At 60.7% G+C, this 19,647-nt stretch carries 16 protein-coding genes; 3 read left to right on the top strand and 13 right to left on the bottom strand.

Going from position 1 to position 19,647, the window contains the following annotated elements; genetic code table 11:
• Positions 1-36: 36 nt before the first annotated feature.
• From PSCI_RS09400 to PSCI_RS09365, 8 genes are all read right to left on the bottom strand, one after another.
• Positions 37-3,357, bottom strand: coding sequence for a deaminase domain-containing protein (locus PSCI_RS09400; protein WP_045485569.1), 3,321 nt, complete (start codon positions 3,355-3,357; stop codon positions 37-39).
• 166 nt (positions 3,358-3,523) lie between these two features.
• Positions 3,524-4,429: a response regulator gene (locus PSCI_RS09395; protein ID WP_045485566.1), complete on the bottom strand. Its 906-nt coding sequence runs from the start codon at positions 4,427-4,429 to the stop codon at positions 3,524-3,526.
• Positions 4,430-4,681: 252 nt separating this feature from the next.
• Entirely contained in the window at positions 4,682-5,443 is a 762-nt protein-coding gene (gene phoU / locus PSCI_RS09390; protein WP_045485563.1) for a phosphate signaling complex protein PhoU, read from the bottom strand.
• 210 nt (positions 5,444-5,653) lie between these two features.
• The gene (gene pstB / locus PSCI_RS09385) at positions 5,654-6,487 is read right to left on the bottom strand and encodes a phosphate ABC transporter ATP-binding protein PstB (protein ID WP_045485560.1); all 834 of its coding nucleotides are present in this window, start codon (positions 6,485-6,487) and stop codon (positions 5,654-5,656) included.
• Positions 6,488-6,564: 77 nt separating this feature from the next.
• Entirely contained in the window at positions 6,565-8,235 is a 1,671-nt protein-coding gene (pstA, locus tag PSCI_RS09380; RefSeq protein ID WP_045485558.1) for a phosphate ABC transporter permease PstA, read from the bottom strand.
• 16 nt (positions 8,236-8,251) lie between these two features.
• Complete coding sequence (locus tag PSCI_RS09375; RefSeq protein WP_045485556.1) at positions 8,252-10,513, bottom strand: ABC transporter permease subunit; 2,262 nt, start codon at positions 10,511-10,513, stop codon at positions 8,252-8,254.
• A gap of 98 nt (positions 10,514-10,611) precedes the next feature.
• Positions 10,612-11,604 carry a PstS family phosphate ABC transporter substrate-binding protein gene (locus PSCI_RS09370; protein ID WP_045485553.1) on the bottom strand — a complete coding sequence of 331 codons (993 nt, stop codon included), beginning with the start codon at positions 11,602-11,604 and terminating at the stop codon, positions 10,612-10,614.
• Positions 11,605-11,745: 141 nt separating this feature from the next.
• Positions 11,746-13,035 carry an MFS transporter gene (locus tag PSCI_RS09365; RefSeq protein WP_045485551.1) on the bottom strand — a complete coding sequence of 430 codons (1,290 nt, stop codon included), beginning with the start codon at positions 13,033-13,035 and terminating at the stop codon, positions 11,746-11,748.
• A gap of 358 nt (positions 13,036-13,393) precedes the next feature.
• Here PSCI_RS09365 and PSCI_RS09360 point away from each other — a divergent pair, with 358 nt between their 5' ends.
• Positions 13,394-13,795, top strand: a complete 402-nt coding sequence (locus tag PSCI_RS09360) for an acyl-CoA thioesterase (protein WP_045485549.1) — start codon at positions 13,394-13,396, stop codon at positions 13,793-13,795.
• Between the two features lie 96 nt (positions 13,796-13,891).
• The gene (locus tag PSCI_RS09355; RefSeq protein WP_045485547.1) at positions 13,892-14,800 is read left to right on the top strand and encodes a D-hexose-6-phosphate mutarotase; all 909 of its coding nucleotides are present in this window, start codon (positions 13,892-13,894) and stop codon (positions 14,798-14,800) included.
• Positions 14,801-15,036: 236 nt separating this feature from the next.
• Here PSCI_RS09355 and PSCI_RS09350 read toward each other — a convergent pair whose 3' ends face one another.
• From PSCI_RS09350 to purE, 4 genes are all read right to left on the bottom strand, one after another.
• Positions 15,037-15,570, bottom strand: coding sequence for a DUF3299 domain-containing protein (locus tag PSCI_RS09350; protein ID WP_045485544.1), 534 nt, complete (start codon positions 15,568-15,570; stop codon positions 15,037-15,039).
• A 79-nt stretch (positions 15,571-15,649) separates the two neighbouring features.
• A complete protein-coding gene (locus PSCI_RS09345) occupies positions 15,650-15,898 on the bottom strand; it encodes a GlsB/YeaQ/YmgE family stress response membrane protein (protein WP_045485542.1) in 249 nt (82 codons plus the stop codon).
• A gap of 115 nt (positions 15,899-16,013) precedes the next feature.
• Positions 16,014-17,096: a 5-(carboxyamino)imidazole ribonucleotide synthase gene (locus PSCI_RS09340; RefSeq protein ID WP_045485539.1), complete on the bottom strand. Its 1,083-nt coding sequence runs from the start codon at positions 17,094-17,096 to the stop codon at positions 16,014-16,016.
• Between the two features lie 9 nt (positions 17,097-17,105).
• On the bottom strand, positions 17,106-17,597 hold the full coding sequence (purE, locus tag PSCI_RS09335; RefSeq protein ID WP_045485536.1) for a 5-(carboxyamino)imidazole ribonucleotide mutase: 492 nt from the start codon (positions 17,595-17,597) through the stop codon (positions 17,106-17,108).
• 379 nt (positions 17,598-17,976) lie between these two features.
• Here purE and PSCI_RS09330 point away from each other — a divergent pair, with 379 nt between their 5' ends.
• Entirely contained in the window at positions 17,977-18,621 is a 645-nt protein-coding gene (locus PSCI_RS09330) for a hypothetical protein (RefSeq protein WP_052483376.1), read from the top strand.
• Here the strand turns inward: PSCI_RS09330 and PSCI_RS09325 are convergent.
• A complete protein-coding gene (locus PSCI_RS09325) occupies positions 18,596-19,543 on the bottom strand; it encodes a LysR substrate-binding domain-containing protein (RefSeq protein WP_045485534.1) in 948 nt (315 codons plus the stop codon). The two genes, PSCI_RS09330 and PSCI_RS09325, sit on opposite strands and share 26 nt — an antisense overlap.
• Positions 19,544-19,647 lie beyond the last annotated feature (104 nt).

Below are 19,647 nucleotides of genomic sequence, written 5' to 3'. Positions count from 1 at the left end.
CTGACGCGATTGCGCCAGATAATCTGCGCCAGTGAATCAGTCGTCCTGGTAAGGCTTGAGATAGGTCACCGAAAACTCAGCCGTTGGGAAATCATGTTTGAGCCTCGGCAAGGCGAAGCCACCACAGGAACGACAGGCATCCAGCAAGGTAAAGAAGTCGATGCGGGTAACGGAGCCAGCCCTGTCTTGCAGTTCATCCTTGAGCCGCGTACCGATCAGCCGCTCCGAGTCCAGGCTACGGTTGATAGCACGCACCTGCAGGCGGTCGGCATGGCGCAACGTGGGCAACGTGGTGAAACGCGGGTCATCCGCAATCGCATACTCTTGAGGGTCAACCAGGGTCGGGCGACGTGGGTGAGCATCAATGTAATCGACTCCGTTGATAAACGAGCCGTCGGTCCACGGCCACTCCGGTTGCAATCGCACGTTCTCGCCGAGCCGGCCGCCGGAGACGGCATAAAACACATAGGCCTGGCGCCCGTCCACATGCACGCAAGCGAATGCGAGGTTGGCGCCGTTGACCTGCTTGCGAATCCGCTTGATCGCTGCGGGCTGCACAATGTTGTCGGCGCTCAGCGCCTGCCAGCCTTTGCGCACAGGCCTGGCAGGCAGCAGGTTATTGAGCACGTCCAGCAAGGGCTGGACCTCTGCCGGACTGCGCTCGGCCATTGGCCTGAAGTCCGCTACGGTTTGCCTGGCCAGCTCGATATAAGCGTCCTGGAACGATTTTCCCGACAACACGTTGGTGGCGTATTCGAAGAACTGATTGGTCCACTGCCGGTCGTGACACAGTTGGTCGTATTGCTCGAAAGTCATGCCAGCCTCTGGCAGCAGGGCACGCTCGGTCTCATTGAGCATGTCAAACAGCATGCGGGCAATGTTCTGCCGGTCTTGCCAGATGCTCGGGACCTCCCGCACCAACCGATACTGCTCGGTGTGAGACAGATAATCGGCGAGGCCTGGATCGCCCTCCTCCAAGCGCTCAAACAGTAGCTCTGGTGACGCCTTGGTGGGGGCCGGTGCCCGGTAGAAGATACTGTGGTCAGCCTCGATGTAGATCCATTGACGCTGATCCAGGGGGCTAAAAAGACACGAGCCACGCAAAACCCGAGCGTCTTCGACACCCTCGACAATACCGCCCAATCGTATGACCGGCTCTTGGTGCTCAAATAAATTCAGGTTCAGCTCCATGGCATGCGCGCTCACGCCAAAATCGGGCTCCTGCAGTTGCTGAGCGTTGAGCCTCTGCCGATACTGCAACTGCGGCTGTAGAGGCAAGTTATACGTCACCTTGTCAGGGATGCTGACTTCAACCGCTCTTGCGGCAACCGCCTGCGTGGAAGAAGAAGGCTGCAGCGCATCAGGCACTTTCCATGTGAACAGCCGGTTTTCATGCACGAAGACGTGCAATTGCTGCGACCCGGCATTCAGCGTAGCCAGTTCAAAGCGGCGAGCGGCCATCGCATGACTGTAGTGATGGCCCGCCTTTACCTGCTCTAGCGGCTCTTCTGGCAATAAGGGCGGCGGGGTTTGCAGCACGATCCCTTCGGTGCAGGCGACAGGCACAAGATCGCGGCGCATCCTACAGCTACGTTCCATCCGTTGCAGGCGAACACCTTCAGGGCTGAACGCCTCACCCGCCAACTGGCGCATAGCGAGCCCGGATTCATGCCAATCCACTCCAACGGACGACGCAAACACGCGTTTGAAGGACGGCAGCTCATGCAGCAGGTCCAGCGCAGACTGGCCGGCCAGCGCAGCAGCCTGGGCAACATCACGCGCCAGAAACGCCGCACTTTGTTGTGCCAGCCCCTCGGCCAGGCCGGCAACAGCCTTGGCACCCTGGACGCCCAGCGATACCACGCTCAGTTCCCCGGCACGCAGCACGATACGGGTCGTGGCACTGACAAACTGCCCCAAGGGGATCAAGGCAAATGCCGTGTCCAGGCTGCATTGCGCCACCACCGCAGCAGAGTGCTCGCCGCTCGACAGGTCCTTGATGCAGCCATAGAACGGCACCAGCCAGCGGGCGGCCGTGTCCGCCCATTCGCGCTCTTTGGCCCAGGTTTGCTCCCAGCCATTGAGGTGCCGATGCGCTTGCTTGCTCTGCTTCAAGAATCCGGCCAGCAGATGCCGGGCAGCCGCGCTTGCCAGTGAGGCAAGGGAGTCAGGCGTGCACAGTTGCGCCGCCGGAACCAACTCGCCCAAAGCGGGTGTGTGCAGGCTCTTCGCGCTGCGCGACAGCTGGCCATACAGGTAGGCATCGCTGTCGAAAGGCTCCAGTGCGATGAACGGCGCCTTGGCATCAAGCGCCAGGTTGGCCTCGTGATTGCGCCATAGCTCAGGCAGATTGATCGAGTCGATGGAACGGTGCGCAGGATGGTAGTCGAAGCGCTGGGTGGTCAAACGCACCACACCCGCCGCCGGAAACAATTCGAAGAAGGTTTCGCCGGCCGCCTGATTATGAAATTCGCTCGGCTGATCCACCTGTCGACAGCGAATCAACAGACCGTGTGTCCCCTCGCCGTCCTGGAATCTGACCCGGTTCAGTTCGCAGGTCGATTTCAGCAGCAGCTCACGCTGTGCGGGCTGCATCTCGCCAAACAGGCGGGCGATCACCGCCGTTTGTGCACGCAGCAGCGCCGCCTCGTAAACCTGCCAGGCACGCTCATAGGCTTCAGGGATCGTGGGCTGGCCGTCACGCCAGAGCTCGCCCATCATCACCAGTTCGACCAGGCTTGCCTGCGGTCGATTCCATGCGGCCAGCCGATCAAGCGAGTAAGACCAGGCGAGGCTGAAGCCTCGCGTCTGGAGCAACGCAATGCCCGAAGGGTCTGCGGGTAAGGTCCAGACGTCCTCAGCAATGCCTGACTCGCGCAACAGGTTGTCGGCCAGCTGCCGACGATCCGGTGCCTTGAGGCTCAACAACGCCTGCAGTTCACCGGCATGGGCATCCTGCCGGGCCTTGAGGTGGTCCATTGCCGTAGCGATCTGCGCGGCGCTGGCCGTGTCGGTAGCATCGCCCTCCAGTTCGACGGCCTGATGGGCGCTTGCATAGAGCAACGCCGGTCGCACCAGGGTTGTGGCCAACAAGGCCTGGATCGCCGGCTCGGGGCTGGCACAGAGGGTCGCACTGACCCGAACCAGATCATCAAAGCTCACGTCGGCCGACAGCCCTGGCGCCAGCGCCTCGATCAGTGCCGTGCCGTGGATCAGGGCGACGCTTTGTAACGAGCGTCCGTATTGCAAGTGGTCGGGAACGCCTGTCACCCGTAACTGGGCAAGATTGCTGACGTCATACGCCGAACGATCATCGACGCCTGTGTTGTCCAGAAGCCGGACTGTTACCTCATCCATACGAAGCTATCCTGTAATACCCGCTTGAGAATGTTGCGGGTCTACGGATGAGCTAAACGAAGGATTACACAGCCTTGAAGGGGCCTACCCGGACGTGGGCAGCAGGAAAAGGCAGCGCGGCAGGTCAGACCACAAGGTATAACGTGGCTTGCCTGCCGCTGATCGGTCATGCCCCTGGAACGAAGTGCTTCTGCGCCGTACCGCGGGCAATAAGCCGCGACAGGTAGTCGAGCTTCTTGGCGTCCTGGTCGACGAACCGGAAGGTCACTTGCAGCCACTCACTGTCAGGCTTCTGCTCGAATGCCACGATGGCGTGGATGTAGCCATTGAGGCGGGCCACTTCGTTCTCTTCGCCCTGCTCCAGATCCAGCACGGCACTTTCCAGAATCTGCGGCAGCGCCTCACTGCGCTTGATCACCAACAGCCCCTCCTTGAGGGTCAGGCTCTTGATGATGCATGACTGGTTGCCACTGGGCAGGCGCAATTGGCCCTGGCCACGACCGTTCAGCGTTTGGCTGGCGGCAGGGGCGGGAGCGGCGGCAGGACGGGGCGCAGGAGCGGCCGCTGCCACAGGCGCGGTCGGACGCACCACCTCAGCCTTGCCGCCGGTCAGGGCGCTCAATGAGTCGTTGAGCGCAGAGTTTATACGGCTTGGTACACCCGTACTGGACATCACTGCGTCAAGCTTGCCGACCTTGGCCAGGGCTTTTTTGACCTTGGTCAGCAACTGTTCATTGGTGAACGGTTTGCCAACAAAATCCGATACCCCGGCCTGAATAGCCTGGACGACGTTTTCTTTGTCGCCACGGCTGGTGACCATGATGAACGGTACTGTCTTGAGGTAGTTTTCCTGCTGACGGCACCATTCCAGCAACTCAAGCCCGGACATTTCGGGCATTTCCCAGTCACATAGAATCAGATCGAACGCTTCGCGGCTCAGCATGACCTGGGCCTTGCGTCCGTTAACGGCTTCATCGGTATGAATGCCGGGAAAATAATTGCGTAGCCCTTTTCTCACCAAGTCGCGAATGAAAGTCGCGTCATCCACAACCAATACACTGACTTTACTCATCGACGCTCCTGCGGACGTGTTCACCTTGGCGGGTGAGCTGCAGTATGCCAACACGCCCCTTTGTTTCGGCTAGCATATCGTTGACGCATGGCCAACGGCCACTTTGATTGACAGTACCTCGGCATTTTTCCTGGCGGGCAACTGCAAAAACCAGGGCTCGATGCTGGCGATACGCAAGCCGCGCGGTCGATTCAACCCTGGTGCTGCAACGCAAAACGCCCAGCGCATGCTGGGCGTTCTTGGCAGACAATCTTATTTATCGTCAGCAGCGTCCGGAACATGAGCCTTTTCGCTAGCGTGACCCTGGACTTCTTCACGCATGCGCTTGAGCCCCATATGGCGCACGTCGGTGCCGCGTACCAGATAGATCACCAGTTCCGAGATATTGCGCGCGTGGTCGCCGATCCGCTCCAGCGAACGCAGCACCCAGATCACGTTCAATACGCGGGAGATCGAGCGTGGATCTTCCATCATGTAAGTGGCCAGCTCGCGCAGCGCCGTTTTGTACTCGCGGTCGATAACCTTGTCGTACTGGGCGACCGACAAGGCCAGTTCCGGGTCGAAGCGGGCGAACGAATCCAGCGCATCGCGAACCATATTGCGCACCTGGTCACCGATGTGGCGCACTTCCACATAACCACGTGGTGCTTCACCTTCTTCGCACAACTGGATGGCACGGCGGGCGATCTTGGTCGCTTCGTCACCGATACGCTCCAGATCAATCACCGACTTGGAGATACTGATGATCAGGCGCAGGTCCGAAGCGGCCGGCTGGCGGCGGGCGAGAATGCGCAAGCATTCTTCGTCGATGTTGCGCTCCATCTGATTGATCCGCTCGTCGACTTCCCGGACCCGCTGAGCCAGGCCCGAGTCGGCTTCGATCAGCGCGGTCACGGCATCGTTGACCTGCTTTTCAACCAGACCGCCCATTTCGAGCAAGTGGCTGCGAACATCTTCGAGTTCGACGTTGAACTGTTGGGAAATGTGATGCGTGAGGCTGTCTTTATGGATCATGCTGGGTGTCCTTGGAACGTCCGGTTGAGGCGAAAACGCACGGTGGTAAGAGGGTGTTTACAAAACAGGCGGACGAAGGCAAGACAAGACGAAATTGGGTGAAAAAGCGCAGTTGACATCAAGTCGATGAGTCTTTTTAGCCCGTTTTCAACGCCGTATTGCCGAGTGCAGCCTTTTGCAGACCCCCTCTAAGGCCTGACGAAGTACCCGCTAGCCATAACGGCCGGTGATGTAATCTTCGGTCTGCTTCTTTGCCGGATTGGTGAACAACGTGTCCGTATCACCGAATTCGACGAGTTTGCCCATGTACATGAAAGCGGTGTAGTCAGAGACCCGCGCCGCCTGCTGCATGTTGTGAGTAACGATCACAATGGTGTATTTCGATTTCAGTTCGTAGATCAGCTCTTCGACTTTCAACGTAGAAATCGGATCCAGCGCCGAACAAGGCTCATCAAGCAGCAGAACCTCAGGCTCCACGGCGATGGTCCGGGCAATCACCAGACGTTGTTGCTGACCGCCCGACAGCCCGAGGGCCGACTCGTGCAGGCGGTCCTTGACCTCGTCCCATAGCGCCGCACCGCGCAGCGCCCACTCCACGGCCTCGTCGAGCATGCGCTTGCGGTTGATGCCCTGGATACGCAAACCGTAGACCACGTTCTCGTAGATGGTCTTGGGAAACGGATTAGGCTTCTGGAACACCATGCCGACCCGCCGCCGCAGCTCCGCGACTTCCTCACCCTTGCTGTAGATGTTGTGCCCGTACAGGTTGACGGTGCCCTCGACGCGGCAGTCATCGACCAGATCATTCATCCGGTTGAAAGTGCGCAACAGGGTCGACTTGCCACAACCGGAAGGCCCGATGAACGAGGTGACCTTCTGCCTGGGAATATCCAGACCGATGTCGAACAGTGCCTGTTTGTTGCCATAAAACAGGTTCAGGCCCGCCACTTCGAACGCCACATTGTCGGCGGCCAGGCGCGACCCGTCTCTGTTGCGCGCCAGAGCATCAATAGTGGCACCCCGGTTCGGGCTGTCATGTGGCATGGGTGACTCCTGAAAGAACGGTCGTTGCATAGCGCCGTGCTACGCACGGCTTCCACGGATCCTGGGCTTTACGAACGCTAGTCGTCCAGCGCCTTGTACTTCTCACGCAAGTGATTGCGAATGGCCACAGCAGAGAGGTTGAGCAAGGCGATCACCAGCACCAGCAGCAAGGCCGAGGCGTACACCAGCGGGCGCGCGGCCTCGACATTGGGGCTCTGGAAACCGACATCGTAAATATGAAAGCCCAGGTGCATGATCTTCTGATCCAGATGCAGATAGGGGTAATTGCCGTCCACCGGCAGCGACGGCGCCATCTTCACCACCCCCACCAGCATCAACGGCGCCACCTCACCGGCGGCGCGGGCCACCGCCAGGATCAGGCCGGTCATGATCGCCGGGCTGGCCATTGGCAAAACGATCTTCCACAAGGTCTCGGCCTTGGTCGCGCCCAAGGCCAGCGAGCCCTCGCGCAGGCTCAGCGGAATGCGCGCCAGGCCCTCTTCCGTGGCAACGATCACCACCGGGACCGCCAGCAGCGCCAGGGTCAGTGAGGCCCACAACAGGCCGGGCGTGCCGAAGGTCGGCGCCGGCAAGGCTTCGGCAAAGAACAGTCGGTCCAGCGAACCACCCAGCACATAGACAAAAAAGCCCAGGCCAAACACGCCATAGACAATCGCCGGCACGCCGGCCAGGTTGTTCACGGCAATCCGGATCAGTCGGGTCACAGGCCCCTGGCGGGCGTACTCACGCAGATAGACCGCCGCCAGGACACCAAACGGGGTCACGATGATCGCCATGATCATGGTCATCATCACGGTGCCGAAAATGGCCGGGAAAATTCCACCTTCGGTGTTGGCTTCGCGCGGGTCTTCGCTCAGAAATTCCCAAAGCTTCTGGAAATAGAACCCGAGCTTGTCCAGCACGCTCATGGTGTTGGGCTGGTAGGCATGCACCACCTTGCCCAGGCTGATTTCCGTGATTCGTCCTTCGGCGTCTCTGGCGGTCAGACTGTCACGTTCGACCGCCTGGCGCAGTTCCATCAGACGGCTTTCGACCTCGCTGTAGCGGGCCTCGAGCTGCGCCTGTGAGGCGGCAATGTCCGCCTGGGCAATCGCATCCAGTCGGCCATCAAGCTCCAGTTGCCGGGTTTGCAGGCGCAACTGCTCCAGGCTGTTATTGACCTGCACGATGTCGCGCTTTTCCAGCTGATGCAGTTGCACGGCCAGCGCCTGGACGCGTTTGAGGCGTTCCTGCAATGGCCCCCAGGCAGCCTCGCCAACTGCCACCACCCGGCCCGCTTCCTTGACGTTGACCAGATAGCCGTAGAAGTTGCCCCACTCACGCCGCTCCAGGGTCATCAGCTCGGCCGGCTTGCCGTGCTGGCTCAGCCATTCGCTGACCACCCAGGTGAAATCGCTGCGGGTCAGGTCACGGTTGCCGACCTTGAACAGCTCGCGGCCGAGAAACTCCGAGCCATCGGCTGCCACCGGCAAGCCGGCATCGAGCAGGCGTGAGCGCGGCACCTGCTCACGTTCGACCCGCTCGCCGATCAGCACATGCGCTGCCTGCCCCGGCACGCTGTACTGCGCCCGCACCAGATCAGCAGGCCAGAAGTGCCCGAGTCCGCGCACCGCAAGGATCGTCAGCAGACCGATGGTCAGGATCACCGCGATGGACACCGCGCCGGCACTGAGCCAGATGCCCGGCGCGCCACTTTTGGTCCATTTGTTCAGAGAGTCTCGTTTCATTTGAATCAAGTCTCCCTCAGAGCAACGAGTATTGCTTGCGCAGGCGCTGACGAATCAGCTCCGCAAGGGTGTTCATGACGAAGGTAAACATCAGCAGTACCAGGGCCGCGAGGAACAACACGCGGTAGTGACTGCTGCCCACCTCCGATTCAGGCATTTCCACCGCCACGTTGGCCGCCAGGGTGCGCATGCCCTCGAACAGGTTCATGTCCATGATCGGCGTGTTGCCGGTGGCCATGAGCACGATCATGGTTTCACCCACTGCCCGCCCCATGCCGATCATCAGCGCGGAGAACAGACCGGGGCTGGCGGTCAGCAAGACCACTCGGGTCAGGGTCTGCCACGGTGTGGCACCCAGCGCCAGCGAGCCCAGGGTCAGGCTGCGCGGCACGCCGAAAATGGCATCTTCGGCGATGGAGTAGATATTCGGAATCACTGCAAAGCCCATGGCCAGGCCGATCACCAGCGCGTTGCGCTGATCAAAGGTAATGCCCAGGTCGTGGCTGATCCAGGTGCGCATGTCACCGTCGAACAGCCAGCTTTCAAGGTGCGGGCTCATGCCCAGCGACAGCCAGCCCACGCCCAGCACCACCGGAATCAGGATCGCCGCTTCCCAGCCATCGGGCACCCGCAGGCGTAGCGAAATGGGCAGGCGGCTCCACAGAAAGCCGGCCAGCAGGATACCGACCGGGGTCAGCAACATCAGGGCGAAGATCCCTGGCAGGTTGGCTTCCATGTACGGCGCCAGAAACAGACCGGCAAAGAAGCCAAGGATCACCGTCGGCATGGCTTCCATCAATTCGATGACCGGCTTGACCTTGCGGCGCATGACCGGGGCCATGAAGTACGCGGTGTAGATCGCCGCCGCAATGGCCAGCGGTGCGGCCAGCAACATGGCATAGAACGCCGCTTTGAGCGTGCCATAGGTCAATGGCGCCAGGCTCAGCTTGGGTTCGTAGTCAGTGGTTGAAGCCGTCGACTGCCAGACATGCCGGGGCTCGTCGTAGTTTTCGTACCAGACCTTCTCCCACAACGCGCTCCAGGAAATCTCCGGGTGCGGGTTATTCAGGCCCACGCCGCGCAATGTACCGCCAGACTCGATCAGGATCTGATTGGCGCGCGGTGACAGGGTCATCAGGCCGGCGCCGTCGGTGACCTTCTCGACCAGCAAGGTACGGTGCGCGGTACTGTGGAAAACCCCCAGTTGCCCCGTGCTATCCAGTGCGACGAAGCCCTTGCGGCGCTGTTCGGCCCTGATCTGCACGATCGGCGCATCACCCAGACGGAAATCGCGGATCCTCATGAAGCGCGGCTCTTCATCGGTATCACGGACCATGAACCACTGGCTGATGCCGCCACGCGAGTCGCCAAACAGCAGTGAAACACCACCGACCAGTTGAGTCGAGGAGGTGATTTCGGCGTTGGCGTTTTCCAGCAGTTTGTAACGACCATTGAGGGTACGATCACGCAGGCTGAACACGTCAGCCTGGGCGCGGCCATTGATCACATACAGCCACTGCTGGCGCGGGTCGATGTAAATGGCTTTCACTTCAGCCGACAACTGCGGCAACTCGATGCGGCTCTGCTCACGCAGCACTTCACCGGTCTGCGGGTTCTCGCCCAGTTCCACAGCCAGTACATGCAGTTGCGTGCCGGTACTGCCCGCCAGACGCAGATGGCTGCCACTGACGCTGACCGTCACCTGGCCGATGGCCTGGCCCTGCTCGTCCAGGGTCAGTGGCGCCTGCCCGTAAGGCCAGGCAATGGCCGGGGTGATGGTCTTCTGGTTGTTCGGGTAGCTGACTTCATAGGCATGACGGAACACCAGAACCTGGCCGTTGGACAGGCCCACGGCAATCAGCGGCGTGCCGGGCTGGTCCTTGCCGATCGCGGTGATCTGCACACCTTCGGGCAACGGCAGGGCCATCTGCTTGAGCTGCGCTCCGCTGCTGACGTCGAAGAAGATCGCCTGGCCCTGATCGGAGATTCGCATCCCCACCTGGTTCTGCTCCTCGATGCTGATCATCAAGGGTTTGCCGGCAGCCTGCATCCAGGCCGGCGTCATCGGTGCGGCAACGTTCAGGCTCGCGCCCTTGAACAGCGGCGCGACCACCCAGGCCAGATAGAAGAAAATCAGGGTAATAGCGGCCAGCACCGCCATGCCGCCCAACGCGACATACCAGCGAGTCAGGCGATCCTTGAACGCCCGGGCACGCCGCTTGCGTTGCATCGCTGGGGTATTGAAGTCAATGCCTTCGGGTGCGGGACTACGATTCATCTGACTTTCGGTTCATCCGTGCGGCACTAAATGACATAAAAGAGCCCGGCGCCCAACCCTCTGGCGCCGAACTGTCGAAACACACTCATGCCAAGGCATCAGCGAGCAGCCCTGACCGGCGCCTTGAGCCCCAGATCGACAAGCGCCTTGTCAAGAACCGGCTCCGGGAGCGGAATGTAACCATCCTTCATGACGATCTCCTGCCCCTGCCTGGACAGGATCAACTTGAGAAACTCGGCTTCCAGCGGTGCCAGCGGTTTGTTCGGCGCCTTGTTGACGTAGACATACAGCAAACGCGAAAGCGGATAGCGGCCAGCGAGAATATTGGCCTCGGTGGCTTCGAAATACTCTTCACCGGCCTGCCTGGCCAGCGGCACGGTCTTGACGCTAGAGGTCTTGTAACCAATACCTGAATAGCCTATGCCGTTGAGCGAGCCGCTGATCGCACTCACCACAGAAGCCGAGCCAGGCTGCTCGTTCACGCTGTTTTTGAAGTCGCCTTTGCACAGCGCTTCTTCCTTGAAATAACCATAAGTGCCGGAGACCGAGTTACGGCCAAACAGCTGAATGCGCTGATTGGCCAGGTAGCCTGTCAACCCGACATCACCCCAGGTCAGGGCCAGTTTTTTTGCGCCACACAAACGGGTCTCGGCAAAGATCGCATCGACCTGCGGCATGCTCAGCCCTTTGATCGGATTGTCCTTGTGCACGAATATCGCCAGGGCATCCACCGCCACCGGCACCGCCGTCGGCTTGTAGCCCTGCTTCTGCTCGAACGCAGAGACTTCTCCATCCTTCATCTTGCGGCTCATCGGCCCCAGGTTGGCCGTACCTTCGGCCAGTGCCGGGGGCGCAGTGGACGAACCGGCCGCCTGAATCTGGATATTTACACTCGGGTATTCTCTTTTGTAGGCCTCGGCCCACAGCGTCATCAGGTTGGCCAGGGTGTCGGAGCCGACGCTCGACAGGTTACCTGACACCCCGCTGACCTTGGTATAGGACGCAATCGACGGGTCGACAGCAGCCAGCGCATGGCTTGCATAACCTCCGGCAGCCAGAGACAAGATCACCATCCAACGCTTGAGTGTCATGCCTGGGGCTCCCGGAAAATACTCATCAATCCGCCCGAATACGCAGAACGGATGACCACTGTATGAACTGATTATGACAATAAGATGAAAGGCCGACTTGCGCACGCAAGTCGGCCTTTATCAAAGCGGCTGGAACCAGACTCAGCGCTTGCGTGAAAGCAAAAACAGCCCCAACAGCATGCCCAGCCCGCACAGCGCCGCCACATACCAGGCAGGCCCCATCGGATTCTGTTTAAGCATCAGGGTCACCACCATCGGCGTCAGCCCGCCAAAGATCGCATACGCCAGGTTGTAGGAGAACGACAGGCCCGAGAAGCGCACCACCGGCGGGAAGGCTTTGACCATCACATAGGGCACCGCACCGATGGTGCCGACAAACGCGCCGGTCACGGCATACAGCGGGAACAGCCAGTCCGGATGAGCGCTCAGGGTATGGTAGAAGGTCCAGGAGCTGAGCAGCAGGCCGATGCTGCCAAGCAGCAGCACCCAGCCCGGTCCGAAGCGGTCAGACAGCACGCCGGCGACGACGCAACCGATACTCAGGCAAACAATAGCCAGGCTGTTGGCCTTCAACGCCGTGGCGGCGGCAAAACCGTAACCGGTCTGCAGCAGGGTCGGGGTCATCAGGATCACCACCACGATGCCCGCTGACAGCAGCCAGGTCAGCAGCATCGACAGCGCCACCGAACCACGGTGCTCGCGCAGTACCGCCTTGAGCGGCACTTCCTCGGCCAGCGCCTTGCGCAGTTGCAGTTCGGCGAATACCGGGGTCTCGTGCAACATGCGACGCAGATACACGGCCATCAGACCAAAAACACCGCCGAGCAGGAACGGAATCCGCCAGGCGTAGTCCGAGACCTCTACCGGGCTGTAGATACTGTTGATCAGCGTGGCGACCAACGAGCCGAGCAGGATGCCAGCAGTCAGGCCAGCGGTCAGGGTGCCGCAGGCGAAGCCGATCTGCCGGGCCGGCACGTGCTCAGAAACGAACACCCAGGCGCCCGGGACTTCACCACCAATTGCCGCGCCCTGAATGACCCGCATCAACAGCAGTAACACCGGGGCCCACAGGCCGATCTGCGCGTAAGTCGGCAGCAAACCCATGATCAGCGTCGGGATCGCCATCATGATGATGCTCAGGGTGAACATCTTCTTGCGGCCCAGCAGGTCGCCGAAGTGAGCCATGACGATACCGCCCAACGGCCGGGCCAGATAACCGGCGGCAAAAATGCCGAAGGTCTGCATCAGACGCAGCCACTCCGGCATGTCGGGCGGGAAGAACAACTTGCCGACGACCGCAGCAAAGAACACGAAGATGATGAAATCGTAGAATTCCAGAGCGCCGCCCAGCGCAGAGAGCGACAGGGTTTTGTAGTCGCTACGGGTCAAAGGGCGCGAGGAAGACGCACTATCAGAAGGAACAGAGGACATGACAAGGCTTCTCTAAGGGCATTTCTTTTGAGTGGCAGGCGACAGCGACGCTGGCTGCCTCGCTGTAGCGGGCAGAAGCGCTTGTCCATGGCAATGGCGCGGGTAGGCATCAAAATTGCCTGTATCAGTAATCTTGTTACCGGTACGGGTCTGGCAAGATAGCAAAATGTTGCAAAAAACTCATGAGCACTGCGCGTACCTGTTACAAATACGCATTGACGGTCGTCGCATGAGAGCACGACCGATATACTCGCCAGACACCAGAACCCTGTGCCAGAGCGGCTCAGGCTTCCCGAAAGCTCTGGTAGAGCGTCTTTTCAGCTATCCAAGAGAGTCATGGGTCAGAGGCACCCCAGGCATGATCGAGCTTGAACAAGAAGATCCAATCCCGCAGGGCGATCTGGCCTTGCAAATCACCGCGCTGCCGCGTGAAACCAACGGTTTCGGCGATATCTATGGTGGCTGGCTGGTTTCACAGATGGACCTGGCAGGCACTGCGATGGCCAGCAAGATCGCGGGCGGGCGGGTTGCAACCGTGGCCATCGACCGCATGGCCTTTCTGGTTCCGGTGGCAGTCGGCGAACAACTGACCTTCTATACCCGCACCCAGGAAGTCGGCCGCAGCTCGATCAAGATGCTCGTCGAGGTCTGGAGCGATGACCCGCTGACCAGCGAATGGCGCAAAGTGACCGAAGCCGCCTTCGTCTTTGTCGCCATAGACGACAGGGGCCGGACCCGCTCGATCAAGCGCCGCGGCTGAGTTCAGCCACACAGGCGGGCACAGGAGCGCCGGTTGGCGCTAAACTCGACGGCTTTGGTGCAGTCAATGTCCATAGCCTTTGAGTGAGAACTTCCCATGCCCACGCCCCAGGTTGAATCCATTACCATCGATGAGCTCGAATGCTTGCGCATCCGCCACGGCGACGCCGAGCTGCTGATTGCCCAGCAAGGCGCGCACATCCTCAGCTATCAGCTCGCCGGCCAGCAACCGCTGGTGTGGCACAACGATAAGGCGTCGTTCAAACAAGGCACGCCCATTCGCGCCGGCATCCCGGTGTGCTGGCCATGGTTCGGCAACCTGGCACGTAACCCCGAAAGCGTCCAGGCCATGCGCGACAGCACCGAACCTGCCAATGCCCACGGCGAAGTGCGTATTCTGGACTGGCAACTGCTGGGCATCGGCGAAGACGGTGATGCCCTGCTGGTCGAGTTCATTCAACCCCACGCCGAACAAGGCCTGCCCGGCTGGCCGCACAAAGTCGCCCTGAAACTCAGCATCCGCCTGGACCAGGCCTTGAACGTCAGCCTGGTCAGCTATAACTGCGGCGCTGAAACAGTGACCTTGAGCCAGGCACTGCACACCTATTTCGTGGTCAGCGACGTGCGTCAGGTCAGCCTGCAGGGCGTCGACGGCCTGCGCTATATCGAAACTCTGGAGAACTGGGAAGAGCGCAAGCAGTCCGGCGACCTGGGTTTTGCCGGCGAAACCGACCGCATCTACCTCGACACCCCGCCCCTGCTGAGCATCGTTGACCCCGGCCTGCAGCGGCGTATCCAGATCCAGACCAGCGGCTCGCATTCAGCCGTGGTGTGGAACCCCTGGATAGATCGCGCCCGCGCCCTGCCCGACATGGCCGACGACGGCTGGCAGCGCATGCTGTGCGTGGAAACCGCCAACGTGATGAGCGATGTGGTCACCCTGGCCCCGGATCAGATGCACGTCTTGAGTGTCAGCATCTGGAGCGAGGCGCTGCAGGGCGAGTGACTAGGGTCTGTTGCCGTTTCATCACAACCGCGCCGAGGTCTGTTTTGTCGGCCTGCATAGGCTTCAGTCTGTTGAAGTGTGTGTGACAAAACAGCCACGGCCCTGCGGGTTGCGCCCCAAATCGCGCCATGCGTCGTTGAAGGACTTGAAAAGGGAGCGACCATTTCCTGCGTCCTTCGCCTCGCCTGACACGATTTGGCGCTGCAACGCGGCTTGCGTTGAAATGGCAACAGCCCCTAGAGGTCAGCCTCGACCACCACCCTCACCTTCGCCGCATCCAGGGCGTAGGCGGCGTCGGCCAGGTCGTTGCTGACCTTCTCGATTTTCAGCCCACCGGTCACCCACAACGGGGTATAGATATCGTCGATCTTTACCCCCTTGGGGTAGCGCACCAGCACCAGCTGGTTGGGCGGCGGCGGCGGTACGTGGATACAGGCACCCGGATACGGAACCAGGAAAAACAGCGTGCTGTTGCCCTTGGCGTCGGTCTCCAGCGGTACCGGATAGCCACCCAGCCGGATGGTCTTGCCGTTCATGCCGGCGACCGTCTTGGTCGAGTACATCACCGCAGGCAAGCCTTTGCCCTGCTTGAGCCCGCCCTTGCTGTCGAAGGTCCCCATCGCTTCCGGCGAGTTGTGATCAATCTCAGGCATGGCTTCCAGAGCCTTCTGGTCCGACTTCGGCATCAGCTCCAGCCAGTCGGTTTCCGGAATTTCAGCGCAGGCCAGGGTGGACACCAGCAGCAGGGGCAGCAACAGGAAGCGGCGCATCGTACGACTCGGCAAGACAGATGGAAGTCGCGCATTCTAGCCCTGCGCACGCACGAAGCAGAGGGCAGAAGCGGATGTTTCACGATTTCTTTTTGATCATCCCGTAGATCACCAGCAGGATGATCGCGCCGACCAGGGCGCCAAGAAAGCCGGCGGTCTCACCAGCATGATAGATACCCAGCATCTGGCCACCGTAGGTCGCGGCCAGGGAGCCGGCGATACCCAGCAAGACGGTCATGATCAGGCCCATGCTGTCATCACCCGGTTTCAGAAACCGCGCCAGCAGACCGACAATCAAGCCGATGAAGATAGTTCCGATGATACCCATGTGGTTTTCCTCCCGATGAATAGAACCCGCCAGGACGCTGTACATCTTGGCGTGTTGCTATGTGAGGACGGAAACGGCGGTTTGGTTCCGGGGCAGAGCCCCGGATGTTCCGCGATCAGGCCTTGACCAGCGCCTGGACCTGCGCGACCTGACGGTCGAGGGTGGCACGGTCGGCGCTGCGCACGGTGGCGTGGCCGACCTTGCGGCCAGCCTTGAAGGCCTTACCGTAATGGTGCAAGTGGCAATCCTCAACCGCCAGCACGGCGGCAACCGCCGGCACTTCGCCGATGAAGTTGATCATCGCGCTTTCACCCACCTTCGCGGTGGAGCCCAGCGGCAGACCGGCAACGGCGCGCACATGGTTCTCGAACTGGCTGCACTCGGCACCTTCGGTGGTCCAGTGCCCGGAGTTGTGGACCCGCGGCGCGATTTCGTTGGCCTTGAGGCCACCGTCGACCTCGAAGAACTCGAATGCCAGCACACCGACGTAATCGAGTTGCTGGAGCACCCGGCCCGCATAGTCTTCGGCCAGCGCCTGCAACGGGTGATCGGTGCTGGCGATCGACAGGCGCAGAATGCCGCTTTCGTGGGTGTTGTGGACCAACGGGTAGAAACGCGTTTCGCCGTCACGGGCACGCACCGCGATCAACGACACTTCGCCAGTGAACGGTACGAAGCCTTCGAGCAGGCATGGCACGCTGCCCAGCTCGGCAAAGGTGCCGGCCACATCGGCCTGGCTGCGCAAGACCTTCTGGCCCTTGCCGTCATAACCCAGGGTCCGGGTCTTGAGCACCGCTGGCAGCCCGATGCGCGCCACGGCGTCATCCAGGTCCTGTTGCGACTGGATATCGGCGAACTCGGGCGTCGGGATGCCCAGGTCCTTGAACATGCTCTTTTCGAACCAACGGTCGCGGGCAATACGCAGCGCTTCAGCGCTCGGGTAAACCGGCACGAACTGCGACAGGAACGCCACCGTTTCAGCCGGTACGCTTTCGAACTCGAAGGTCACCAGATCAACGTCGTCGGCCAGTTGCCGCAGGTGATCCAGATCGCCGTAATCGGCACGCAGATGCTCGCCCAACGACGCCGCACAGGCATCCGGTGCCGGGTCGAGAAAAGCGAAGTTCATGCCCAGCGGTGTACCCGCCAGAGCCAACATGCGGCCCAGCTGGCCGCCACCGATAACACCGATCTTCATGGAAAAACCTCAGGCGATGCGCGGGTCTGGATTGTCCAGAACAGTTTCAGTCTGTTCAGTGCGGAACTGCTTGAGCGCCGCGTGATACTGCGGATGCCTGGCGCCCAGGATGCTCGCCGACAGCAGCGCGGCGTTGATCGCACCGGCCTTGCCGATGGCCAGGGTAGCGACCGGGATACCGGCCGGCATCTGTACGATCGACAACAGCGAGTCTACGCCCGACAGCATCGAGGACTGCACCGGCACGCCAAGCACCGGCAGGTGAGTCTTGGCAGCGCACATGCCTGGCAGGTGAGCAGCACCACCGGCACCGGCGATGATCACTTCGATGCCACGTCCTTCAGCCTCTTCGGCGTACTGGAACAGCAGATCCGGCGTGCGGTGTGCAGACACCACCTTGACTTCGTAAGGGATGCCGAGCTTTTCCAGCATATCGGCGGTGTGGCTAAGGGTGGACCAATCGGACTTGGAGCCCATGATCACGCCAACCAGTGCACTCATCGTCGAGCCTCTCATCGGGCGCCCGCAGGCGCGTCTAAAAACAACAAGCCACGCAGGAAAACCGGCGTGGCTTGCTGTACAAAAAATGACCGTCGAGCCGGCCAAAGGCCGCGCAGTATACCCCAAAGTCGAATAACAAAAGCACCCTCTGCGACCATCCGTCTGCCTGAGGGAGTCAGGCGCCAGCAGAGACGGCAAGCAGCCCGGAAAAATCCTGCAAACCTGGCCAGCACGACAGCGGTTTTTCCTGCACCACGGCTCGCATTAGCCATACACCTCGTGCTGGCTGCAGGTGCTTCCCCGACACTGACAAAGACGATTAGGTGAACCTTGAACCGGACTTGCCCGGTTGCCACGTTCCCTGAATGGAGTCTTGAACATGAGCCTGAAACAACTTGGCCTGATACTGGCCTTGAATCTGTACCTCTCAAGCAGCGCCCTGGCCGCTCACGACCAGGTGGATAGTGACCACCTGCTACCGATCTTTCTGACCCTGTTTTTCCACGACCAACTCACCGATCAGGAAATCGCCGGGGTCAAATCTGACAATCTTGACTGGTTTTTAAAGGAGCTAACCGAAGTTACCGGTCGCCGGACCCATGTCATCACCAAGCGCCATCAACCGGGAATCACCGATTTCGGCTACAGGACCGGCGACAGCACCCAGGCCATCGAGCAATGGCGCCAGCGGCTGAGCGCCTACCTGCATGCCAACAACCTGCCCCTCGACTCCCGACGCCACAAGTATGTGCTGGTGACCCGTCACAACCTGACCCACGACGTGGGCGGAATTGCCCGGGTGCAGATGAACGAAGCCATTGCTTCGCTGCGTGCCTACATCAATATCGCCCACGAAGTCGGCCATTTGTTTGGCGCCACCCATGAGAACGCCTATTTCCGCCTGGCCGCCCTGCCACCCTGCCGTACCTTGATGTATCCCAACCACACCGCTCTGGTCGCCAATTGCTATGAATTCAGCGAGTCCAATCGTGAGGCCATCAGGCATTACCTGAAGGATGAATGACCCCTTCGACGTCTTCGCTGGTGCCAGCCGCCGCGCTTTCCAGCTTGCGCCATAGCAGGCGCACGTTGGCTTTGCGTACCAGGGCGCAGCGGTACAGGCGGATTTCCAGCGGCACATGCCAGTGCGCCCCGCCACACACCACCAGTTCACCGCGCTCCAGCTCGGCACGCATGCTCAGGCGCGGAACCCAGGCAACGCCCAACCCCTCCACGGCCATGCACTTGAGACTCTCGGCCATGGCCGTCTCGTACACCGTGGAAAAACGCAGATTGCTCTGGCGCAGCAACAAGTTCACCGAACGCCCGAGAAACGCGCCGGCGCTGTAAGCCAGCAGTGGCACGGTACTGCCGTTGTCCAGATCGAACAGCGGCTGGCCCTGCGCGTCGGCAGCGCAGACCGGCAGCATCTCGCTGTGCGCCAGATGCAGCGAGGGGAAAATTTCGGCGTCCATCTGCAACGCCGCATCCGGGTCGTAAAATGCCAGCATCAGGTCACAACCACCTTCACGCAAGGCATGCACCGCTTCACCGACGTTGGTCGCCACCAGACGGGTCGCAATGTTCAGGCCGTCATTGCGCAATTGAGCGATCCAGCGCGGGAAGAAGCCCAGCGCCAGCGAGTGCGCCGCTGCCACCTGGATAACCTCGCCCTGCCCGCCTTCCAGATGATGCAGGTGGCGCACCACCTCCCCGAGCTGCTCGACCACCGTACGCGCGGTAACCAGAAACAATTGCCCGGCAGCGGTCAGCTCGATGGGCGTGCGCGAACGGTTGACCAGGGTCAGCCCCAGCGCCGCCTCAAGGCTGCGGATACGCCGGCTAAAGGCCGGCTGGGTGACGAATCGACGTTCGGCCGCCTGGGAAAAACTGCGGGTCGCGGCCAGGGCGCTGAAATCCTCCAGCCATTTGCTTTCCAGGTTCATCTGGTCCTCCCGGACACCCGTTTTTCACTAAGAAACGCAAAGCGCGATTGACGCGCGTATATAAAGCATAAATTAGGTCAAGTCACATGACATTATGCCGTTAG

It is taken from the genome of Pseudomonas sp. StFLB209 (assembly GCF_000829415.1).
Taxonomy (GTDB): Bacteria; Pseudomonadota; Gammaproteobacteria; order Pseudomonadales; family Pseudomonadaceae; genus Aquipseudomonas.
Note: the sequence above shows the minus strand (reverse complement) of the source record. Positions and strands in the feature narration are given on the sequence as shown.

Bases quoted from the DNA above. Each gene is read 5' to 3' on its own strand.
- PSCI_RS09360 (WP_045485549.1), top strand. From the start codon at position 13,394: ATGATCGAGCTTGAACAAGAAGATCCAATCCCGCAGGGCGATCTGGCC.
- PSCI_RS09325 (WP_045485534.1), bottom strand. From the start codon at position 19,543: ATGAACCTGGAAAGCAAATGGCTGGAGGATTTCAGCGCCCTGGCCGCG.
- PSCI_RS09400 (WP_045485569.1), bottom strand. From the start codon at position 3,357: ATGGATGAGGTAACAGTCCGGCTTCTGGACAACACAGGCGTCGATGAT.
- PSCI_RS09395 (WP_045485566.1), bottom strand. From the start codon at position 4,429: ATGAGTAAAGTCAGTGTATTGGTTGTGGATGACGCGACTTTCATTCGC.
- PSCI_RS09375 (WP_045485556.1), bottom strand. From the start codon at position 10,513: ATGAATCGTAGTCCCGCACCCGAAGGCATTGACTTCAATACCCCAGCG.
- PSCI_RS09370 (WP_045485553.1), bottom strand. From the start codon at position 11,604: ATGACACTCAAGCGTTGGATGGTGATCTTGTCTCTGGCTGCCGGAGGT.
- phoU (WP_045485563.1), bottom strand. From the start codon at position 5,443: ATGATCCATAAAGACAGCCTCACGCATCACATTTCCCAACAGTTCAAC.
- PSCI_RS09340 (WP_045485539.1), bottom strand. From the start codon at position 17,096: ATGAAGATCGGTGTTATCGGTGGCGGCCAGCTGGGCCGCATGTTGGCT.
- purE (WP_045485536.1), bottom strand. From the start codon at position 17,597: ATGAGTGCACTGGTTGGCGTGATCATGGGCTCCAAGTCCGATTGGTCC.
- PSCI_RS09345 (WP_045485542.1), bottom strand. From the start codon at position 15,898: ATGGGTATCATCGGAACTATCTTCATCGGCTTGATTGTCGGTCTGCTG.
- PSCI_RS09365 (WP_045485551.1), bottom strand. From the start codon at position 13,035: ATGTCCTCTGTTCCTTCTGATAGTGCGTCTTCCTCGCGCCCTTTGACC.
- pstB (WP_045485560.1), bottom strand. From the start codon at position 6,487: ATGCCACATGACAGCCCGAACCGGGGTGCCACTATTGATGCTCTGGCG.
- pstA (WP_045485558.1), bottom strand. From the start codon at position 8,235: ATGAAACGAGACTCTCTGAACAAATGGACCAAAAGTGGCGCGCCGGGC.
- PSCI_RS09330 (WP_052483376.1), top strand. From the start codon at position 17,977: ATGAGCCTGAAACAACTTGGCCTGATACTGGCCTTGAATCTGTACCTC.
- PSCI_RS09355 (WP_045485547.1), top strand. From the start codon at position 13,892: ATGCCCACGCCCCAGGTTGAATCCATTACCATCGATGAGCTCGAATGC.
- PSCI_RS09350 (WP_045485544.1), bottom strand. From the start codon at position 15,570: ATGCGCCGCTTCCTGTTGCTGCCCCTGCTGCTGGTGTCCACCCTGGCC.